Origin of the sequence: Dolichospermum compactum NIES-806 (assembly GCF_002368115.1) — a bacterium.
Classification (GTDB): Bacteria; Cyanobacteriota; Cyanobacteriia; order Cyanobacteriales; family Nostocaceae; genus Dolichospermum; species Dolichospermum compactum.
In genome coordinates this window covers 2,342,113-2,358,968 of the sequence record NZ_AP018316.1, presented here as the reverse complement: position 1 = coordinate 2,358,968, position 16,856 = coordinate 2,342,113, and the positions used below count along the sequence as shown (strand labels likewise).

The window sequence follows — 16,856 nt, the reverse complement described above, 5'->3', positions numbered from 1 at the left end:
AGAGAGTTTCAGATCCCCGACTTCTTGAAGAAGTCGGGGATCTAGTAGTCTAGTTATTTCATCTTATTTGATGGTGGTGTATTGAGGAATTGGCGAATATCAATGTAATATTTGGATTCTCCACCAGAACTTTGTTGAATAGGTCCTGTAGTAGCAGCACCTAACCAAAGTTGATTTAATTGTTTGAGAACGTTTTGAGAACTGTCTTGAGATCGCAATGTAAACAATACAGTATCACAAGCACCATCAGTTGAACGCACAGAACAAATTACTTTGCTCCCATTTTGAACAGCATTTGTAATGTAATTGAGACTACCATTATTTAAAGCGACTTGGAAATTATCAGAAACTTTTTGACAACGTTCTTGTGGTCCATATCCAGCTAAAATAGATGTCCATGTTACCATTGCTTTTTTGAAGTTTGGTGTCCAAAGAACAGTAGCAGGAACACGCTTTTGATTTTGGGAATTCAAGGTTTCTGCACAGAGGAAGCGAACTTGATTATTTGACTCTTCTTGAGCAAAAACAGGAGCAGATGCTAATGTTGTGGTTAAGAATAGTGTCGCTAATAATGCTAATTTCATGGTTGGTTTTTTGTCTCCTAAGTTGGTTGATTTTTGTGAATTAGTGCAAATTTAAGTCCTAACGAATAGAATTCGTGGCTACACAAGCAAAGTCCACCTTCGTGGACTAATTTAATTTATTAACCTGCGAAGGCAGGTTTTGCCTGTCTAGACGCGGTTTTTAACCGCCCATTTTGCTGTAAATGTGTTGGTTTTACTAAGGATCAGAAATAGCTGTAATAGTATAATTCCCTGTTTCTGATCTACCTGAGATGCCTAATTTAGATGCGCCAGCAATGACAATGTAGGTATCATCTTCTGGTAACTTGCCAGCAATTCTGGCATTCAAATTATTAGGTGTTATATCATCATTTTGAGCGAACACTCTTCCCTGGGAATCGAGAATTTGCAAAATTGGATCAATTTCACTGCTATTCATTTCAATTGATATTTGTTGACCTTTTCTACCCTCAAAGATGTAGCTTTTAAAGTAGCTTTTATCAGACAAACGATTATCATCTTGGCTGAGATTGTCGTTGATTATTTGACCATTCAGAGTTAATGGTTGAGACCGATGTTTGATTTCTACTTTTGGTAATGTACTCACAGGAGAAATCTTACCTTGACTAATTGCAGTTAAAAAGCCTTGGATCTTCTCTACAGAAATGGCCATACTAATGCCACTATTGCCTCCTTGTCTATCAAGTCGAATAGCAGTGTTCACACCAATAACTTGTGCTTGGGAGTTGAGTAATGGTCCACCAGAATTACCCGAATTGATACGGGCATCGTGTTTAATTATTCCTGTTAATGTGTCAATATTACTAAGAACACCTGCGGTAAAATTATTGTGATTTTCATAACCAAAAGGACTACCAATGGCGTACACAGATTGTCCAATCTTGACTGATTTAGCTAAGGATAATGTGGGCAGATTATTCTGATTGCGAATTTTAATTGCTGCTAAATCTAGACCATTTTTAGCAAAGCCAATTACGTCAGCAGGAAGCCGTTTATTATTAGCCAAAACTACGGTAACAGTTGCAGGTGCATCTTGCAAAACGTGAGCATTGGTAATAATTAACCCGTCTGGACTAAAAATAAAGCCACTACCGCTTGATTCACCTGTATTGATGTAAACTACAGCCGGACTGGCTTTTTGATTCACTCGAATTCGCGTTTGTTCTTCCGAGTTTTGGGCTATGACAGAGTTAGAATGGTGATTAGGTTGGGGAAAAGCCAAGCCATTCGGTGATGCTAGAACCTGTATGGATAACATTGCACACCCTGTAATGATTGCTTTCAGATATGGTTTTCTGTTCATTCGTGAACGGGGGGACGGTTTAAGGTAGGTATCGCACTGTATTTACAAGATTATCTAGGATAAATGACAAAATTCAACTGTTGTTACCATTTTTGTAACAGTCTCTCATTGTGGGTATATTTTAGAAAAAATATATTTATTTGTTAGACAGTGATATTAAATATGATTAAAATAGCTGGAAAGGGCGCAGTTCTTCGGAAAGGGCGCAGGCCCTGCGCCCCTACGGGATGATTTTAATTAATATTTTCGCTCTTTTGGTGCAAACATTGTGATTGTGACGGGACGATATTGAATATTAATTCCTGTTGGTGAATAATAAGCCATGGTGTGTTGTAAAAACTTATTATCGTCTCTTTCGGAAAAGTCTTCTCTAAAGTGTGCGCCGCGACTTTCTTGACGGTTGATAGCTGAAGTTAAAATGGTTTGTCCAACTACCATTAAACTTTGTAGTTCTAAGGCTTCAACTAATTCTGTATTCCAGCTTTTTCCTTTGTCATCTAAATATATTTGTGAATATTTTTGTTGTAGTTGGGCGATTTTTTCTAATCCCTGACTCATTACTTCGTCGGTGCGGAAAACGCCACAATTTTCAGTCATATTATCTTGAAAAGCTTGACGGATTTGATTAATTCTGTACTGTCCTGGTTGGTCTATTAAAAGTTGTATTTGTTGTTTGGCTTCGTTGATGTAGCGTGTTTCATCTATGGATGGTAATTGCCGATTTTGGACATAATTAGCGATCGCCGCCCCAGTTCTTTTACCATAAACTACACATTCCAATAAGGAGTTACTACCTAGACGATTTGCTCCGTGAATCGACACGCAAGCAGTTTCCCCAGCGGCAAAAAAGCCTTCGACAAAACTATCATTATTACTTCTAACTTGTCCGTCAGTGTTAACAGGAATACCACCCATACAATAATGATTGGTAGGACGCACAGGCATAGGTTGAGTCACAGCATCTACACCGACCAAACGATGGGCTTCTTCCCAGCAAAAGGGAACGCGACTCATGATTTTTTCCTTACCCAAATGGCGTAAATCCAGATAGACAAAGGGACCACCCGCACTCCCATTAGTATTTACACCACGACCAGCCCGGATTTCATAAGCGATCGCCCGTGAGGTAATATCACGAGGGGCTAACTCCATGCGACTGGGGGCGTAATTAGCCATAAAGCGATCGCCATCGGCATTAATCAAATATGCCCCTTCACCGCGCACAGCCTCGGAAATCAGCACCCCCACAGGATACAAACCCGTAGGATGAAACTGGACAAACTCCATATCTGCCAAAGGTAAACCAGCCAAAGCCGTCATCGCTAAACCATCACCAGTAGAAGCATAATCATTAGAAGTCGTGTTATAAACCCGACCATAGCCCCCTGTCGCAAACATCACAGCCTTCGCTCGTAACACCTCAATATGCCCATCCAACAGGTGAAACATCACCACACCCTTCGCCTGACCATCCTCCAAAATCAGGCGCATTACATACCATTCTTCGTAAATTTGCACACCATAACGGCGCAAATTATTCACTAACTCATGTAAGATTGCATGACCAGTTTTATCAGCCGCATAACAAGTGCGGTTGTGAGAATGTCCACCAAAAGCCCGTTGAGCAATCCGACCATCAGGTAAACGAGAAAACAATACCCCCAGATGTTCCAAATCAATCACCACATCCGGTGCTTCCTGAGTCAAAATTGCCACCGCATCTTGATCCGCCAAATAATCGGAACCCTTGACAGTATCAAAAGCGTGAGCTTCCCAAGAATCCGTACCATCCACATTTTTTAAAGAAGCCGCCATACCACCTTGAGCAGCCACCGAATGAGAGCGAATTGGGTGAGTTTTGGCAACTACCGCTACCTTTAAACTAGGGTCAGTCCGAGCAATTTCCAGAGCAGCCCGACATCCAGCCAAACCACCACCAACAATAATTACATCATGTTCGAGCATCATCAACCACCAATTAAAAAAATTCCCCGTCTACAAGACAGGGTAATAGAAAAATCGTAAATTGATAAAATTCCCTTTAGCTAGTTGCTTGGATGGGATTTTGTTGGGGAATATTATTTGGGACTGATTCTGTCTTTGTTTGTGGCTCTACAGCATTGAGTTCAATATTATTTAATAATGTCGTCACAAAGGCAAAAAGTAAAAAAGGTAGAGATAAGAGAACCACAAGACCAACCGTAGCCAAAGCATATACAGGTCTTTTTGCGCCCATCAGTGCTAAAGCTGATGCCAAGCTAATGGTAATCGTAATTAACCAAACGATAATTTGACCGTAAATATCACCAAAAGTTAAGGTACAGACAAACCGATAGTTTTGAATATTATTTTTGTTCATTTTAAACCGGGTCTCGATTTTATTCTATATCTTCTACCTTAAATCTATGTTTGCCTTAAGAACAATTTCTCAATATATTTCCAAGGTTTGTAATATTACTTTACAAAAAACTCATGTTCAGTCACATCTTCTGGGAAATTATCAATTTATGTATTTTATGTATAACTATTTATACGGGGAACACGGTTAACAAGAAATTCGTCTTTCTAGTATAACAAATTTATCATTACCAACTCAGCAAAATTGATTATGGGATTATTAATACCTATATCATATTCTACATTTTTTGTGACAAAACTTTATTTTATTTCTAAAAAATCACAAACTTTCCGTACCCAATTTTAAAATATTAAAGTCAACAGCAATAGGAATAGATGCAAATATTGATTTGCGAATTGATAGCGAATTACAAGTAGAAGCCAAGGGAATAAAACACCCAATTAATCTTTATGAAGTTGGTGGTATTGGTGGGAAATATCAGTTATTTTTACCCACAGAAGCGGAAAGTATGGTGAGTTTGAGTGAGGAATTATTAATTGAATATATGATTTTGCAAGGTAAGCACCATTCCACGTTAAATCAGAATTGCAGTATATTAAATTTGCGTTTCTTAGTATGTGGTGCTAAGTTGTGTAATATAAAACCTATTCCCTAGGTTTATATCCCCAAATTCTTAAAGAATTTGGGGATTTTATTTACAGTTGTTTCAAAATGATTGGCAATCAACTATGATATAAAAGTACATGAAAATTTAAGAATCTTTATCTAAATGCTAAATGACTCCCCTCCCTTACCGAAGTTCAAAGATTTACTAACCCAAAAAATTCTCTTAGGTAACGAACCTAGTGCTGAGTTAATAGCAATTCTTACCATCTATTTTGTTCAAGGTATACTGACATTATCGCGTTTAGCTGTCAGCTTTTTTCTCAAAGACGAATTACTATTAGGTCCAGTGCAGATGTCAACAATTATGGGAATCTGTACCATACCTTGGATGATTAAGCCATTATATGGGTTTATTTCCGATAGTTTACCATTATTTGGTTATCATAGAAAACCTTACATAGTAATCTCAGGAATTTTGGGCTGTGCAGCTTGGTTATGTTTAGGAACATTCGTTCATACTAGCACAATAGCCACAATTATGATTGTATTTTCTTCTCTCTCTGTTGCTATTAGTGATGTGATAGTTGATTCCATAGTAGTTGAAAGAGCCAGAAACGAATCAGAAGCCAAAATAGGTTCTTTACAATCTCTTTGTTGGGGTAGTTCAGCTATTGGTGCCTTATGTACAGCTTACCTTAGCGGGTTACTTTTAGAATTTTTTACCACCCGTATAGTATTTTTGATAACAGCATTATTTCCTTTAATTATTTCATCTGTAGCTTGGTTAATTACTGAAAAACCTATTAATAAAGATCACAAAAAAGGCAATAACACAAAAGATCAACTATTGAAAATCCGCCAAGCAATTACTCAAAAAACAATTTGGTTGCCCACATTATTTATATTTATTTGGCACGCTACACCAAAAACCGAATCAGCATTCTTCTATTTCACAATTAATGAACTCCACTTTCAACCAGAATTTTTAGGACGAATTCGGTTAGTGACGAGTTTTGCTTCCCTAATTGGAGTTTGGGCTTTTCAACGTTACTTTAAACACATTCCCTTTAGAACTATGATTACTGCGGGTATTTTCCTATCCACAGCTTTAGGAATGACGAATTTATTATTAGTAACTCACACCAACAGAATGTTAGGCATAGATGATCATTGGTTTAGCTTAGGTGATAGTTTGATTATTACTGTGATTGGGCAAATTGTATTCATGCCCATATTAGTATTATCAACAAAGCTTTGCCCTCCCGGTATAGAAGCCACATTTTTTGCTTTAATCATGTCTGTATTTAATGTAGCAGGAACAGTTTCCTACGCATTAGGATCAATAATGATGAAATGGTTAGGAATCACAGAATATCAATTTGACTCCCTGTGGTTATTAATCATTCTCACTAACTGTGCTTCTCTGATACCAATATTTTTTGTTAAATTGCTACCAGATGCTAGAATTGATAATGATGTAATTAGTTAATAGATAAAAATCTCGAAGACAATTAGATTTATCTCTATATTTACATCCCTGATTTTTTGAAAAACTTTACCATAGCCAACAAAAAATGCAAATATTAGAACCTCAAGATCAGCAAAACCTCCAAAAATCCTACACTCTCAAAGATTGGCAAGGAGGATATGAATCTCTTCACCAGGAATTTGATTACTGGATTGATGATATAGAAGGGGAAATACCGCCAGAATTGCAAGGAACATTATTTAGAAATGGACCTGGTTTACTAGATATTAATGGCGAAAAATTACATCATCCCTTTGACGGTGATGGCATGATTAGCCGCATTACATTTACCAATGGCCGCGCCCATTTTCGTAACCGCTTTGTTACCACAGCAGGTTATTTAGCAGAAAAAAAAGCGGGTAAAATTCTTTATCGTGGTGTTTTTGGTACACAAAAACCGGGCGGTTGGTTAGCTAATATCTTTGATTTCAAAATCAAACATATTGCTAATACTAATGTAATTTATTGGGGTAAAAAACTATTAGCACTATGGGAAGCATCCGAACCCTATTTACTTAATCCGCACACTCTAGAAACATTAGGAAATGAATACTTTAACGGTGTTTTATCTACAGGGGAAGCCTTTAGCGCCCACCCGCGAATTGATGCAAATGGTACATTAGTTAATTTCGCTATTACTCCAGGACTATCAACTACAATTAACATATTTGAGTTAAATACCGACGGAGAAATCACCAATAAACAAAATCATAGCGTTGCTGGTTTTTGCTTCATTCATGATTTTGTGATTACAGAAAATTACTGTATTTTCTTCCAAAATCCTGTTAGTTTTAACCCCATACCTTTTGCTTTGGGAATATCTAGCGCCGCCCAATGTATTAAAGTCCAAAAAAATCAACCTACAAAAATCATCATTATTCCTCGCCAAAACCCAACTAAAAAAATCAAAATTTTAGAAACTCAGGCAGGTTTTATTTTCCATCATGTTAATGCTTTTGAAGTGGGTAATGAAATTATCATTGATTCTATTTGCTATGAATCATTGCCAGAAGTTGAACCCAATAGCGATTATCGAGAAACAGATTTTGATGCTAATTCTCCTGGCAAACTTTGGCGATTTAATCTCAATTTACAAACCAATACCGTAGAAAATCATTTAATAGATGATCGATCTTGTGAATTTCCCACAATTCACCCTAATCATGTCGGTAAATCCTATCGTTATCTATACACGGCTGCGGCTCATAAATCAACGGGAAATGCACCCCTACAAGCAATTTTCAAACTTGATTTAGAGTCACAACAAAGACAATTATGGAGTGCTGCACCAGGAGGTTTCATCGGTGAACCAATTTTTATTCCTCGTCCAAATTCCCAAACAGAAGATGATGGGTGGTTAATAGCTTTAGTTTATGATGCAGAACATCATCGTTCAGATGTGGTAATTTTAGATGCTGTAAATTTGGAAAAAGGTGAAATTGCAAGACTACACCTCAAACATCATATTCCCTACGGATTACACGGGAGTTTTACACCTGAAACATTCATTTAATTAATATAGGTTGGGGAAAAGCTTCTGCGTCACCCAACCAAGTCATCGAAATTTCAGGTGTTGCTGATAGCCTGCGTGGCGTATCAGCCATATTGAGGTATAAAATTACCAAATCAAACCTTTGAAACTCTTACTCTTTGCGCCTCTGCGCCTCTGCGTGAGACTAAAATTCATATCCTTAATCAGCAACGCCAAAATTTAGATATTTTTATAGTTTATCTGCCCAAGCGTCTTACAGCATACAAATCAAAATAAAATTGTAACAGAAACTACAAAATTGACATCTTTTTCAAAAAAGAGGGTAAGCTAACCATATCAGTTCGGTTCACAAACATACGGTGATGAGGAGTAGGTATTATGGTGACAACGTCTCTTCCACTTATAGAAAATCATTCTCCAGCGCATATTTGCCCTTATGATCAAGCCTGTAGCTATTTAGAATGGGCTGCTAAAGAATTAAAATTAGATCAAGGTATCGTAGAAATACTCAGTCACCCTCGAAAAGTTGTCACAGTTTCCATTCCCATAAGAATGGATAGTGGGGAAGTGCGGGTTTTTGCTGGACATCGGGTACAACATTCCGATATTTTAGGACCCTATAAAGGTGGTATTCGCTACCATGAAGCAGTGACATTACGAGAAGTATCCGCCTTAGCCATGCTCATGACTTGGAAATGTGCATTGTTAGGCATTCCCTACGGTGGTGGCAAAGGCGGAATTCCCATAGACCCCAAAGAGTTCAGTGTGGGGGAATTAGAACGCATTAGTCGTCGTTATATTAGTGAATTAATTAAAGACATTGGACCATCCGTAGATATACCCGCACCAGACATGGGAACATCAGCGCGGGAAATGGCATGGATGATGGATACTTACTCTGTCAATGTTGGTCATTCTGTCCCCGGAGTAGTTACAGGTAAACCCTTATCTATTGGTGGTTCCCTGGGACGAGAAATGGCGACTGGACGCGGTGTGATGATTATTGTTCGTGAAGCGATCGCCGATCACGGTAAATCCCTGGTAGGAGTCAGGGTAGCAATTCAAGGCTTCGGTAATGTAGGTGGGGCAGCCGCCGAATTACTACACCAACAAGGAGCAAAAATTATCGCTGTTTCCAGTGCTAGTGGGGGTATCTTTGCCGAAAATGGTCTTGATATTTCTGCTGTCAAAGCCTACGCTGCGGCCAACCATCGCAGTGTGGTGGGATTTCCCCAAGGAACACCCATTAGTAATGCAGACTTATTAACTTTACCTTGTGATGTCCTGATTCCTGCCGCTTTGGAAAACCAAATTACCGCAGAAAATGTCCATCAAATCAAAGCCCAATTTGTCGCAGAAGCGGCTAATGGTCCAGTGACTTTGGAAGCTAACCGCGTTCTAGAAGCCCAAGGTGTCACCGTGTTACCGGATATTTTAGCCAATGCTGGGGGTGTGGTGGTCAGTTATTTAGAATGGGTACAAGGTCTTTCCTATCTATTCTGGGACGAAGAACGAGTCAACCGGGAAATGGAACATTTGATGGTTCAGGCTTACCGCAAGGTGATTCATGAGTCGCAAGCACGGGGGGTAAATCTGCGGTTAGCTGCTTATACTTTGGGTGTAGGTAGAGTCGCGCAAGCTTTGAATGATCGGGGCTTGTATCCTTAGTTTTATTTGTGATCTAGTTTAATTGGGGTGTGTTATGGCTTTAGCCTAACGCACCTTTTTTCAATCCTTGTACGTCGTCTACATATATAATTATTTTGTATAAAAACTAATTGTTGATCATGCTACAACGAGTAATTATCAAGGGATTCAAGTCCATTAAGACAATGGATCTTGAGTTGCGTCCTTTAAACATATTGATTGGAGCTAATGGAGCAGGTAAAAGTAATCTCATTTCCTTTTTTAAGATGCTGAATGAGATGATGGCCGGACGACTTCAACAATATATCGGCATATCCGGTTACGCTCAATCCTTATTGCACTTTGGACCTAAGATAACACCGCAAATCGAGGCACAACTAGAGTTCAAGATTGACAATGGGAGTTTGGATATTATCTATACCATATGTCTAAGTCATGCGGCAGGTGATACTTTGATATTTGCTGAAGAAACAGCGACGCGAAACGGCTTACACCTACCTCAACCTTCAACCACTTACTCGTTAGGTGCAGGACATCAGGAAACAAAAATCAACAAAGCAGCACAAGAAGGTACGCCAACAATTGCCAACACTATCAAACATTTGCTCAATGGCTGTTGTGTTTACCACTTTCACGATACGTCATCTACCGCGCGAGTTCGTCAATCCTGTTACATTGATGACAACCGCTCGCTGGTGTCTGATGCTGGAAATTTAGCCGCACTACTTCTGAGATTCCGCAAAGACCATAATACAGCCTATCACCGCATTGTCAAAACTATCCGTTTAATTGCCCCATTTTTCGATGATTTTGTTCTTGAGCCTAGAGCGAATAATGTTATTCTCAACTGGCAGGGAAAAGACTCAGATCAAGTATTTGGTCCACACCAATTTTCGGACGGTACATTACGTGCTATTTGCCTTACTACTTTGCTCTTGCAGCCAGAATATGAGCTTCCACAACTCATTATTGTTGATGAACCGGAACTGGGTCTTCATCCCTACGCGCTCAATGTTGTAGCTGCGATGTTTGGTAAGGCCTCCTATCATACACAAATTCTCATCAGCACCCAATCTACTTCTTTTTTAGATAACTTTAATCCTGAAGATGTAATTACAGTAGATAGAGTAGGTAAGGAATCGCAATTTAAGCGGTTAAATCCTGAAGAATTAGAAACTTGGTTAGAAGAATATAGTTTAGGAGAAATTTGGGAAAAAAATATCATTGGTGGAGGTCCACACTAATGATACGACTCTATTTATTTGCAGAAGGACCAACTGAACAAACATTTGCTGATAACATCTTGAAGCCACACCTTGCTCAATACGGTGTTTTTTTGGACAAGATTATACTGATTGCTCACTCAATAAAAAAGGGTAAAGCTCATCGTGGTGGTAGTGGTTATGGTGACTATCAGCCCATGAGGGACGACATTTTGCGTTTTCTCAAGCAGGAGAAGGGAGCTAATGTATTTTTTACCACCATGATTGATTTGTATGCAATTCATTATAATTTTCCGGGATTAGCTGAAGCTGAAATTATGCGCCAAAATCCCATCAAACGAGTCGAGTTTTTGGAGAAAAGCTTTGCTGATGACATTAATGATCGGCGATTCGTCCCGTACATTCAATTGCATGAATACGAGGCTTATCTTTTTTCTGATCCTACTTGTTTTGAGTCCTTTTATGATAAATGCTCAAACGAAGTTGAAGAACTCAAGCGTATTACCGATAAATATGAAACTCCTGAGTTGATTAATGATAGCAAGGAAACAGCCCCCAGTAAACGTATTATTGCCCAATTTCCTGATTATGAAAGAGCAAAATCTACTTATGGACCACTATTAGCTGAATCAATTGGACTAGAAGTAATTCGGAATAAATGCCCTCATTTTAATTCATGGCTATTACGACTCGAATTATTGGGTAAATAAGGCATTGATACCCCCAACGTTAATGGGGGTACATTTTTGTGTTCACGAAATGCGATCGCCGGACAAATTCTCATAAAATTCATTGAATCGTATAAAAGATAAAAGTAATGAATCAGAAGTATTACTGGCTGAATTTTGGATTTTTGATTACAACCTTTTTTCATCAGAACTTTACCTAAACAAAGACAAAAACTCTCAAAAATATCAGCGTAATCAAGTAATCATTTAAATTCATATTTAGCCAGTTATGAAACTTCCTTAACTACTTGCTGAAGAAGTCGCAAACTTTAATGGCAAAGATACTATATAACGGTATCCTGACTCCACTGAACCTTGAATGGAAATTTGTCCATGATGTAATCCAGCTAAATGACAACTTAACAAAAGTCCTAATTTCTCACGAGAAATATTAGCAGATAACTTTCCAGTTTTTTGGAATAACGCATTACTGAAAATATCTGAACAAAAATCAGGTAAATTTAGGTAATTTTCTGGCTTAACATAATCATTTGTCTGCTCATCTGCCGCAGCCTGTATTGGCGAAGAATTTAGGTAAAAACAAGAATCATAATCAGTAACATGAGCTCTTAAGTAAGAGTGAGATACCCACACAGTTAGATTTAGCGTATCTGCTTTATAAGCAACGTGAATTCTGATCATACTACCCAGAGCGTAAATTTGAATCACGCTGAAAATTAAACTGTACAAAATTTGTCGCACCTTATCCTTATCTAAAGATAAAAGGCGATTGCGTCCTGGTTCTATGGATAAACGAATATTTTGCTCACGACGGACAGCTAATTCCTCTAAGGAATTAATAGCCTGTTGACAGAGCATTTCAATATCTACAGGAACTAAATTTAGCAGGTGATAATTCTTATTAGTTGGGTCTAATTCAGTAATTTCATTAACTAAAGAAAGTAAATACTTGCCACTATGTTGAACAATTGCTAGATATTCTTTCTGCTTGGTTGTCAAAGGACCATAAATTTCTCTTCCTAAGACACCCGCCATACCTAATATAGATGTTAATGGTGTGCGTAACTCTTGAGTTAGCTGGTTTAACAGTTCTAATTTAATTTGTTGAGTGAAATCAAAGTCTGTTTCTACAGTGGGAGGAACAATTTTCAAGTCAATTATTGGCTCTTCTAAAAGTGGAGATGGGCGGTTAGACTGAGTATTCTGTGCTGCTAGATTGTTTTGTAATAATCGGTTGCGCTCAAATTCACTCATGCTCCAACGCGCAATTATTTGTAAAAATTCAATATCACGGGTTGTAAAATTATGAGGCTGACGATCCATAACTGCTAATGTACCTAAGCAGTTACCACTGGCATCAATTAAAGGCACTCCCAAATATGCACTAATACCATAATTCTTGACTAAAATACTATCTTTAAGCCCAGAATTTGTTTCTTGTCTGACATCATTAATAATTACTACTTGCGAAGTTTCTACTACCTGAGAACAAAATGACTCCCGACGTAAAAGTTGGCGTTTAGAAGCTAAATCATTCATTAATCCTAACCGAGATAAGCCCACCGCTGATTTGAACCAATGAAATTTTTGATCAATAAATCCTAAAATAGAAATTTCCACTTCTAAAAAGTGAGCAGCAGTTTGAGCAGCTTCTTCAAATACTGGAATCATTTCTGATTGTTGCAAACCCAGATTCAATAATGCTTGTAGGCGTTGTTGTTCTTTTGTATTTACAGAATTTCCATCATTTCGGGGAGTAAATAATTTATTTTTTGAATTTACCATTGTGATTATTAGCTTGATAACTACTTGATATGTGAATTTGCACAACCCCTAGAGGTTATTTCATCCCTATTTCTAAGCATTCCCAAATTTTTGACTACAATCAATAATGGAGAACAAAAAATTAACTAATAGTTGTTTTGCTCATCAATTCTACTCAACACAATACTTTTAGCCTAAGGAAATGTAGGTTGGGTTTACAAAGTAAACCAAACATTATTAAACGTAATTATTCAAATCTTTGTTGGGTTGTGCTGTCGCTTAACCCAACCTACCATCTAACTAGGGGTCGCTGAAAAATTCTTTTCGTGATAGGGCAGCGTGACGTAAGTCATGGGCTAGGAGTCAGGAGAAAGAATTAGAAGGAGATAAGAATAGTCTCGAATTTGAAACATGATAGGTAAATCAAAAGTTCAATGCTAATTCCTTGCACCTGATTCACTTTTTTAACCCACCAACTCTTAATATATCTAGGTTTTCAGTTTATTCAGCAAGCCCTAACTAATAGAAATCATAATAAAAAAATTACAACCCTTTCACAAGGATTGCATCAATATTTGTGAATGAATTTAATCAGGGTGGGGAAACCCCACCCCTACAGATATTAGCGTTTCACCAATTTCTTAGACATCTTGCGAAGACGAATAGATTCAGGTGTAACTTCCACCAATTCATCTTGAGCAATGTATTCCAAAGCCCGTTCCAAATTCATGTCTACGGGTGTTTGTAACTGAGTCAGTTCTTCACCACCAGATGACCGGTGGTTGGTTAACTGCTTAGTTTTACAAACGTTCAATTCCAAATCTTGGGGGCGATTATGTTCACCAATAATCATGCCTTTGTAAACTTTTGTTCCTTCACTGATGAAGAATACGCCTCTATCTTCACAGTTTTTCATGGCGTAGGATGTAGAAACACCTTCTTCAAAGGAGATGAGAACACCTTTGTTGCGGGCTTCAATGTCACCGCACAGGGGACGATAATCAAGGAAACTGTGGTTCATGATGCCTTCACCGCGAGTCATTCGCATGAATTCACCCCGGAAACCGATTAAACCACGTGCAGCAACGATAAACTCTAGTTGAGTGCGATCGCCTCCACCTGGCTGCATATCTTGCATTTCCGCTTTCCGTTGTCCTAAGCGTTCGATACAGCTACCAACTGCATCGGCGGGAACGTCTAATGCTAGAAGTTCAAAAGGTTCGCAAGGTTGACCGTTAACTGTGCGGTAAATTACTTGAGGTTGGGATACTTGGAACTCAAAACCTTCACGACGCATGGTTTCGATTAAGATACCCAGGTGTAATTCACCCCGACCAGAAACCAGGAATTTATCGGGAGAGTCGGTGTCTTCAACGCGCAAAGCTACGTTGGTTTCTAATTCGCGGTATAGGCGATCGCGGATTTGGCGAGATGTTACCAATTTACCTTCTTGACCAGCAAAAGGCGAATCATTCACCCAGAAGGTCATTTGTAAAGTTGGTTCATCCACCTTAATTAATGGTAGAGCCAGAGGTTCATTAGGATCTGTAATAGTTTCACCAATATAAGCATCAGCAAAACCAGCTACAGCCACAATATAACCTGCAGTAGCCTCTTCCATCTCTATCCGCTTCAGACCTTCAAATCCCATCAACTTGGTAATTTTGCCCTTAACAATGCTGCCATCTTCTACTACCAAAGCAGCTTGTTGTCCAGCGCGGATAGTTCCATTATGGATTTTACCAATGATAATCCGTCCTAAATACTCAGAATAATCTAGGGTAGTCACTTGCAATTGCAGAGGCTTGTTAGGATCTCCCACAGGTGCGGGGACGTGACGGAGAATAGCATTAAATAGGGGCTGCATATCTACCCCTTCCTCTTCCAAAGTTTCTTTAGCGAAACCAGCCATACCGGAAGCGAATAGATATTTAAAGTCGCATTGGTCTTCATCTGCACCTAATTCTAAGAACAGATCCAAAACCTTATCAACAGCAACGTGGGGGTCAGCTTGTCCCCGGTCAATCTTGTTAATAACAACGATAGGACGCAAACCTTTTTCCAAAGCCTTTTTCAACACAAAGCGGGTTTGGGGCATTGGACCTTCGTTGGCATCAACAATCAGAATACAACCGTCCACCATGCCGAGTACCCGTTCCACTTCTCCACCGAAGTCAGCGTGTCCAGGGGTATCAACAATATTAATCAGAGTGTCTTTGTAACGAACCGCTGTATTTTTAGAAAGAATTGTAATGCCTCGTTCCCTCTCCAAATCATTGGAGTCCATAACACAATCCGGAACGTCTTCGCCTTCGCGGAAAATGCCGGACTGTTTGAGGAGAGCGTCAACAAGGGTGGTTTTACCATGGTCAACGTGGGCGATAATGGCGACGTTACGAATTGGGAGCGTCATAGAGGGTTTCGGTAAACTTTAAGGTTTTTAGATTAAGAAGCTAATTTTCGGTTGTTTTAACAGAAGTGTACATGATTTGCCAAATCTGTAACGAACCTTTAATAATTCTAGCGTAATTGTCACAAATATTGTTATTTTGATAATAAATATCAAGAACATGGTTTAGGTTGAAGAGTCTATTAATGGGACTTTTTAGTAAAAATGTACTAAAAAGTCTAGTTTAAACTATAATTTAAGACGTGTGTGGTGTTGTTAAAAATTATTTGGATATACTTGAGAAGGTCATAACTTGCGTTTTCACATCCATATATTCCCTTTAGGCAAAAGCTCAAATTGTGACCTTGCAAAGTATAGCTAGTTTATTGTAGTCAGTTTATTTGGATTTGCGAGTTTGATTATGATTGATTGTCTAACTGTAGCTCGCTACTTTATTATGAAAGCTTATACAGATGGTATAGAAGCAGAAATGACAAACATGAAATCTCAAAAGCTTTTATAGTATGCTCAAAGTTTGCATTTAGTAATGTATGATGAGCCATTATTTGCAGAAGAGATACATGCATGGCGGTATAGTCCTGTATGTCCACCTGCTTATAGCCCACATTCCGCACCCCCCGGTGTCACAATCGGTTTTTTCTGATTTTTATCCCCATTTAATGTTGTATTTTGTACCAAAACCAAGAAATATTGGTAGGCGATAGCGAAGCGCTGCTGCAAGCAGTTCGCTAAAACCAAATCTCCAAACGACCAATTTTCGTTGTGTGACAGTTTAGGGTGCGGAAGGTAGGTTATAGATTTTATAGCGAATTTGAAGCCAAACAATTACCTATACTTAGTCAAAAATCATTATCAGAAATATCTGAAGATAACAAACAACTACTAGAAGCAGTATGGGAATATTTTGGGGGCTATCATGCTTATCGTTTAAGTGATATGACTCATTTAGAATTTCCTTGGAAGAAAGCACGTAAGGGGTTACTTCCTGAAGCTGCTTCAACTACAGTAATTTTACTGGAAGATTTAAAAGTATTAGGATATGAAAAATTAGAACAGATAGAACGTGATCATCCAGGCTATCAAATTGTCATGCGACAAGTTTTAAAGGACGCAATTAGATTAATGTATTTAGTTACAGCAAATTGTCATCAAACCTGGAACAAGAACCCCACCCCCAACCCCCTCCCCGCAAGCGATGAGGGGGCTAAGATGTAGCTTATATGATTGGAAATCGCTGTAATACAAATGATT

14 protein-coding genes are annotated in these 16,856 nt (G+C 38.5%); 7 read left to right on the top strand and 7 right to left on the bottom strand.

Annotated elements, in window-relative coordinates:
• Nucleotides 1–53: 53 nt before the first annotated feature.
• From CA730_RS11290 to CA730_RS11275, 4 genes are all read right to left on the bottom strand, one after another.
• Nucleotides 54–584 carry a COP23 domain-containing protein gene (locus tag CA730_RS11290; protein ID WP_096667319.1) on the bottom strand — a complete coding sequence of 177 codons (531 nt, stop codon included), beginning with the start codon at nt 582–584 and terminating at the stop codon, nt 54–56.
• A gap of 196 nt (nt 585–780) precedes the next feature.
• Nucleotides 781–1,842: a S1C family serine protease gene (locus CA730_RS11285; RefSeq protein WP_231940083.1), complete on the bottom strand. Its 1,062-nt coding sequence runs from the start codon at nt 1,840–1,842 to the stop codon at nt 781–783.
• Between the two features lie 282 nt (nt 1,843–2,124).
• Nucleotides 2,125–3,852, bottom strand: coding sequence for a succinate dehydrogenase/fumarate reductase flavoprotein subunit (locus tag CA730_RS11280; RefSeq protein ID WP_096667315.1), 1,728 nt, complete (start codon nt 3,850–3,852; stop codon nt 2,125–2,127).
• 76 nt (nt 3,853–3,928) lie between these two features.
• Nucleotides 3,929–4,246: a hypothetical protein gene (locus CA730_RS11275; protein WP_096667313.1), complete on the bottom strand. Its 318-nt coding sequence runs from the start codon at nt 4,244–4,246 to the stop codon at nt 3,929–3,931.
• A 388-nt stretch (nt 4,247–4,634) separates the two neighbouring features.
• Here CA730_RS11275 and CA730_RS11270 point away from each other — a divergent pair, with 388 nt between their 5' ends.
• The 6 genes from CA730_RS11270 (at nt 4,635) to CA730_RS11245 (ending at nt 11,452) form a co-directional block, all read left to right on the top strand.
• The gene (locus CA730_RS11270; RefSeq protein ID WP_096667311.1) at nt 4,635–4,901 is read left to right on the top strand and encodes a hypothetical protein; all 267 of its coding nucleotides are present in this window, start codon (nt 4,635–4,637) and stop codon (nt 4,899–4,901) included.
• Between the two features lie 114 nt (nt 4,902–5,015).
• The gene (locus CA730_RS11265; RefSeq protein WP_096667309.1) at nt 5,016–6,341 is read left to right on the top strand and encodes a folate/biopterin family MFS transporter; all 1,326 of its coding nucleotides are present in this window, start codon (nt 5,016–5,018) and stop codon (nt 6,339–6,341) included.
• An 85-nt stretch (nt 6,342–6,426) separates the two neighbouring features.
• The gene (locus CA730_RS11260) at nt 6,427–7,893 is read left to right on the top strand and encodes a carotenoid oxygenase family protein (protein ID WP_096667307.1); all 1,467 of its coding nucleotides are present in this window, start codon (nt 6,427–6,429) and stop codon (nt 7,891–7,893) included.
• A gap of 357 nt (nt 7,894–8,250) precedes the next feature.
• Complete coding sequence (locus tag CA730_RS11255; RefSeq protein WP_096667305.1) at nt 8,251–9,540, top strand: Glu/Leu/Phe/Val family dehydrogenase; 1,290 nt, start codon at nt 8,251–8,253, stop codon at nt 9,538–9,540.
• A gap of 119 nt (nt 9,541–9,659) precedes the next feature.
• A complete protein-coding gene (locus tag CA730_RS11250) occupies nt 9,660–10,763 on the top strand; it encodes an AAA family ATPase (RefSeq protein ID WP_096667302.1) in 1,104 nt (367 codons plus the stop codon).
• Nucleotides 10,763–11,452, top strand: coding sequence for a DUF4276 family protein (locus CA730_RS11245; RefSeq protein ID WP_096667300.1), 690 nt, complete (start codon nt 10,763–10,765; stop codon nt 11,450–11,452). The genes CA730_RS11250 and CA730_RS11245 overlap by 1 nt, the downstream gene beginning before the upstream one ends.
• 258 nt (nt 11,453–11,710) lie before the next feature.
• On the opposite strand, the gene CA730_RS11240 is transcribed toward CA730_RS11245, so the two are convergent.
• The 3 genes from CA730_RS11240 to CA730_RS26040 all read right to left on the bottom strand — a co-directional run bounded on the left by CA730_RS11240 (nt 11,711) and on the right by CA730_RS26040 (nt 16,325).
• A complete protein-coding gene (locus CA730_RS11240; protein ID WP_096667298.1) occupies nt 11,711–13,216 on the bottom strand; it encodes a GAF domain-containing sensor histidine kinase in 1,506 nt (501 codons plus the stop codon).
• 601 nt (nt 13,217–13,817) lie between these two features.
• Complete coding sequence (typA, locus tag CA730_RS11235) at nt 13,818–15,608, bottom strand: translational GTPase TypA (protein ID WP_096667296.1); 1,791 nt, start codon at nt 15,606–15,608, stop codon at nt 13,818–13,820.
• Nucleotides 15,609–16,199: 591 nt separating this feature from the next.
• Nucleotides 16,200–16,325 carry a hypothetical protein gene (locus tag CA730_RS26040; protein ID WP_269076511.1) on the bottom strand — a complete coding sequence of 42 codons (126 nt, stop codon included), beginning with the start codon at nt 16,323–16,325 and terminating at the stop codon, nt 16,200–16,202.
• Nucleotides 16,326–16,382: 57 nt separating this feature from the next.
• On the opposite strand from CA730_RS26040, the gene CA730_RS11225 reads away from it, so the two are divergent.
• Entirely contained in the window at nt 16,383–16,820 is a 438-nt protein-coding gene (locus tag CA730_RS11225; RefSeq protein WP_096667295.1) for a Panacea domain-containing protein, read from the top strand.
• The last annotated feature ends 36 nt before the right edge of the window (nt 16,821–16,856 follow it).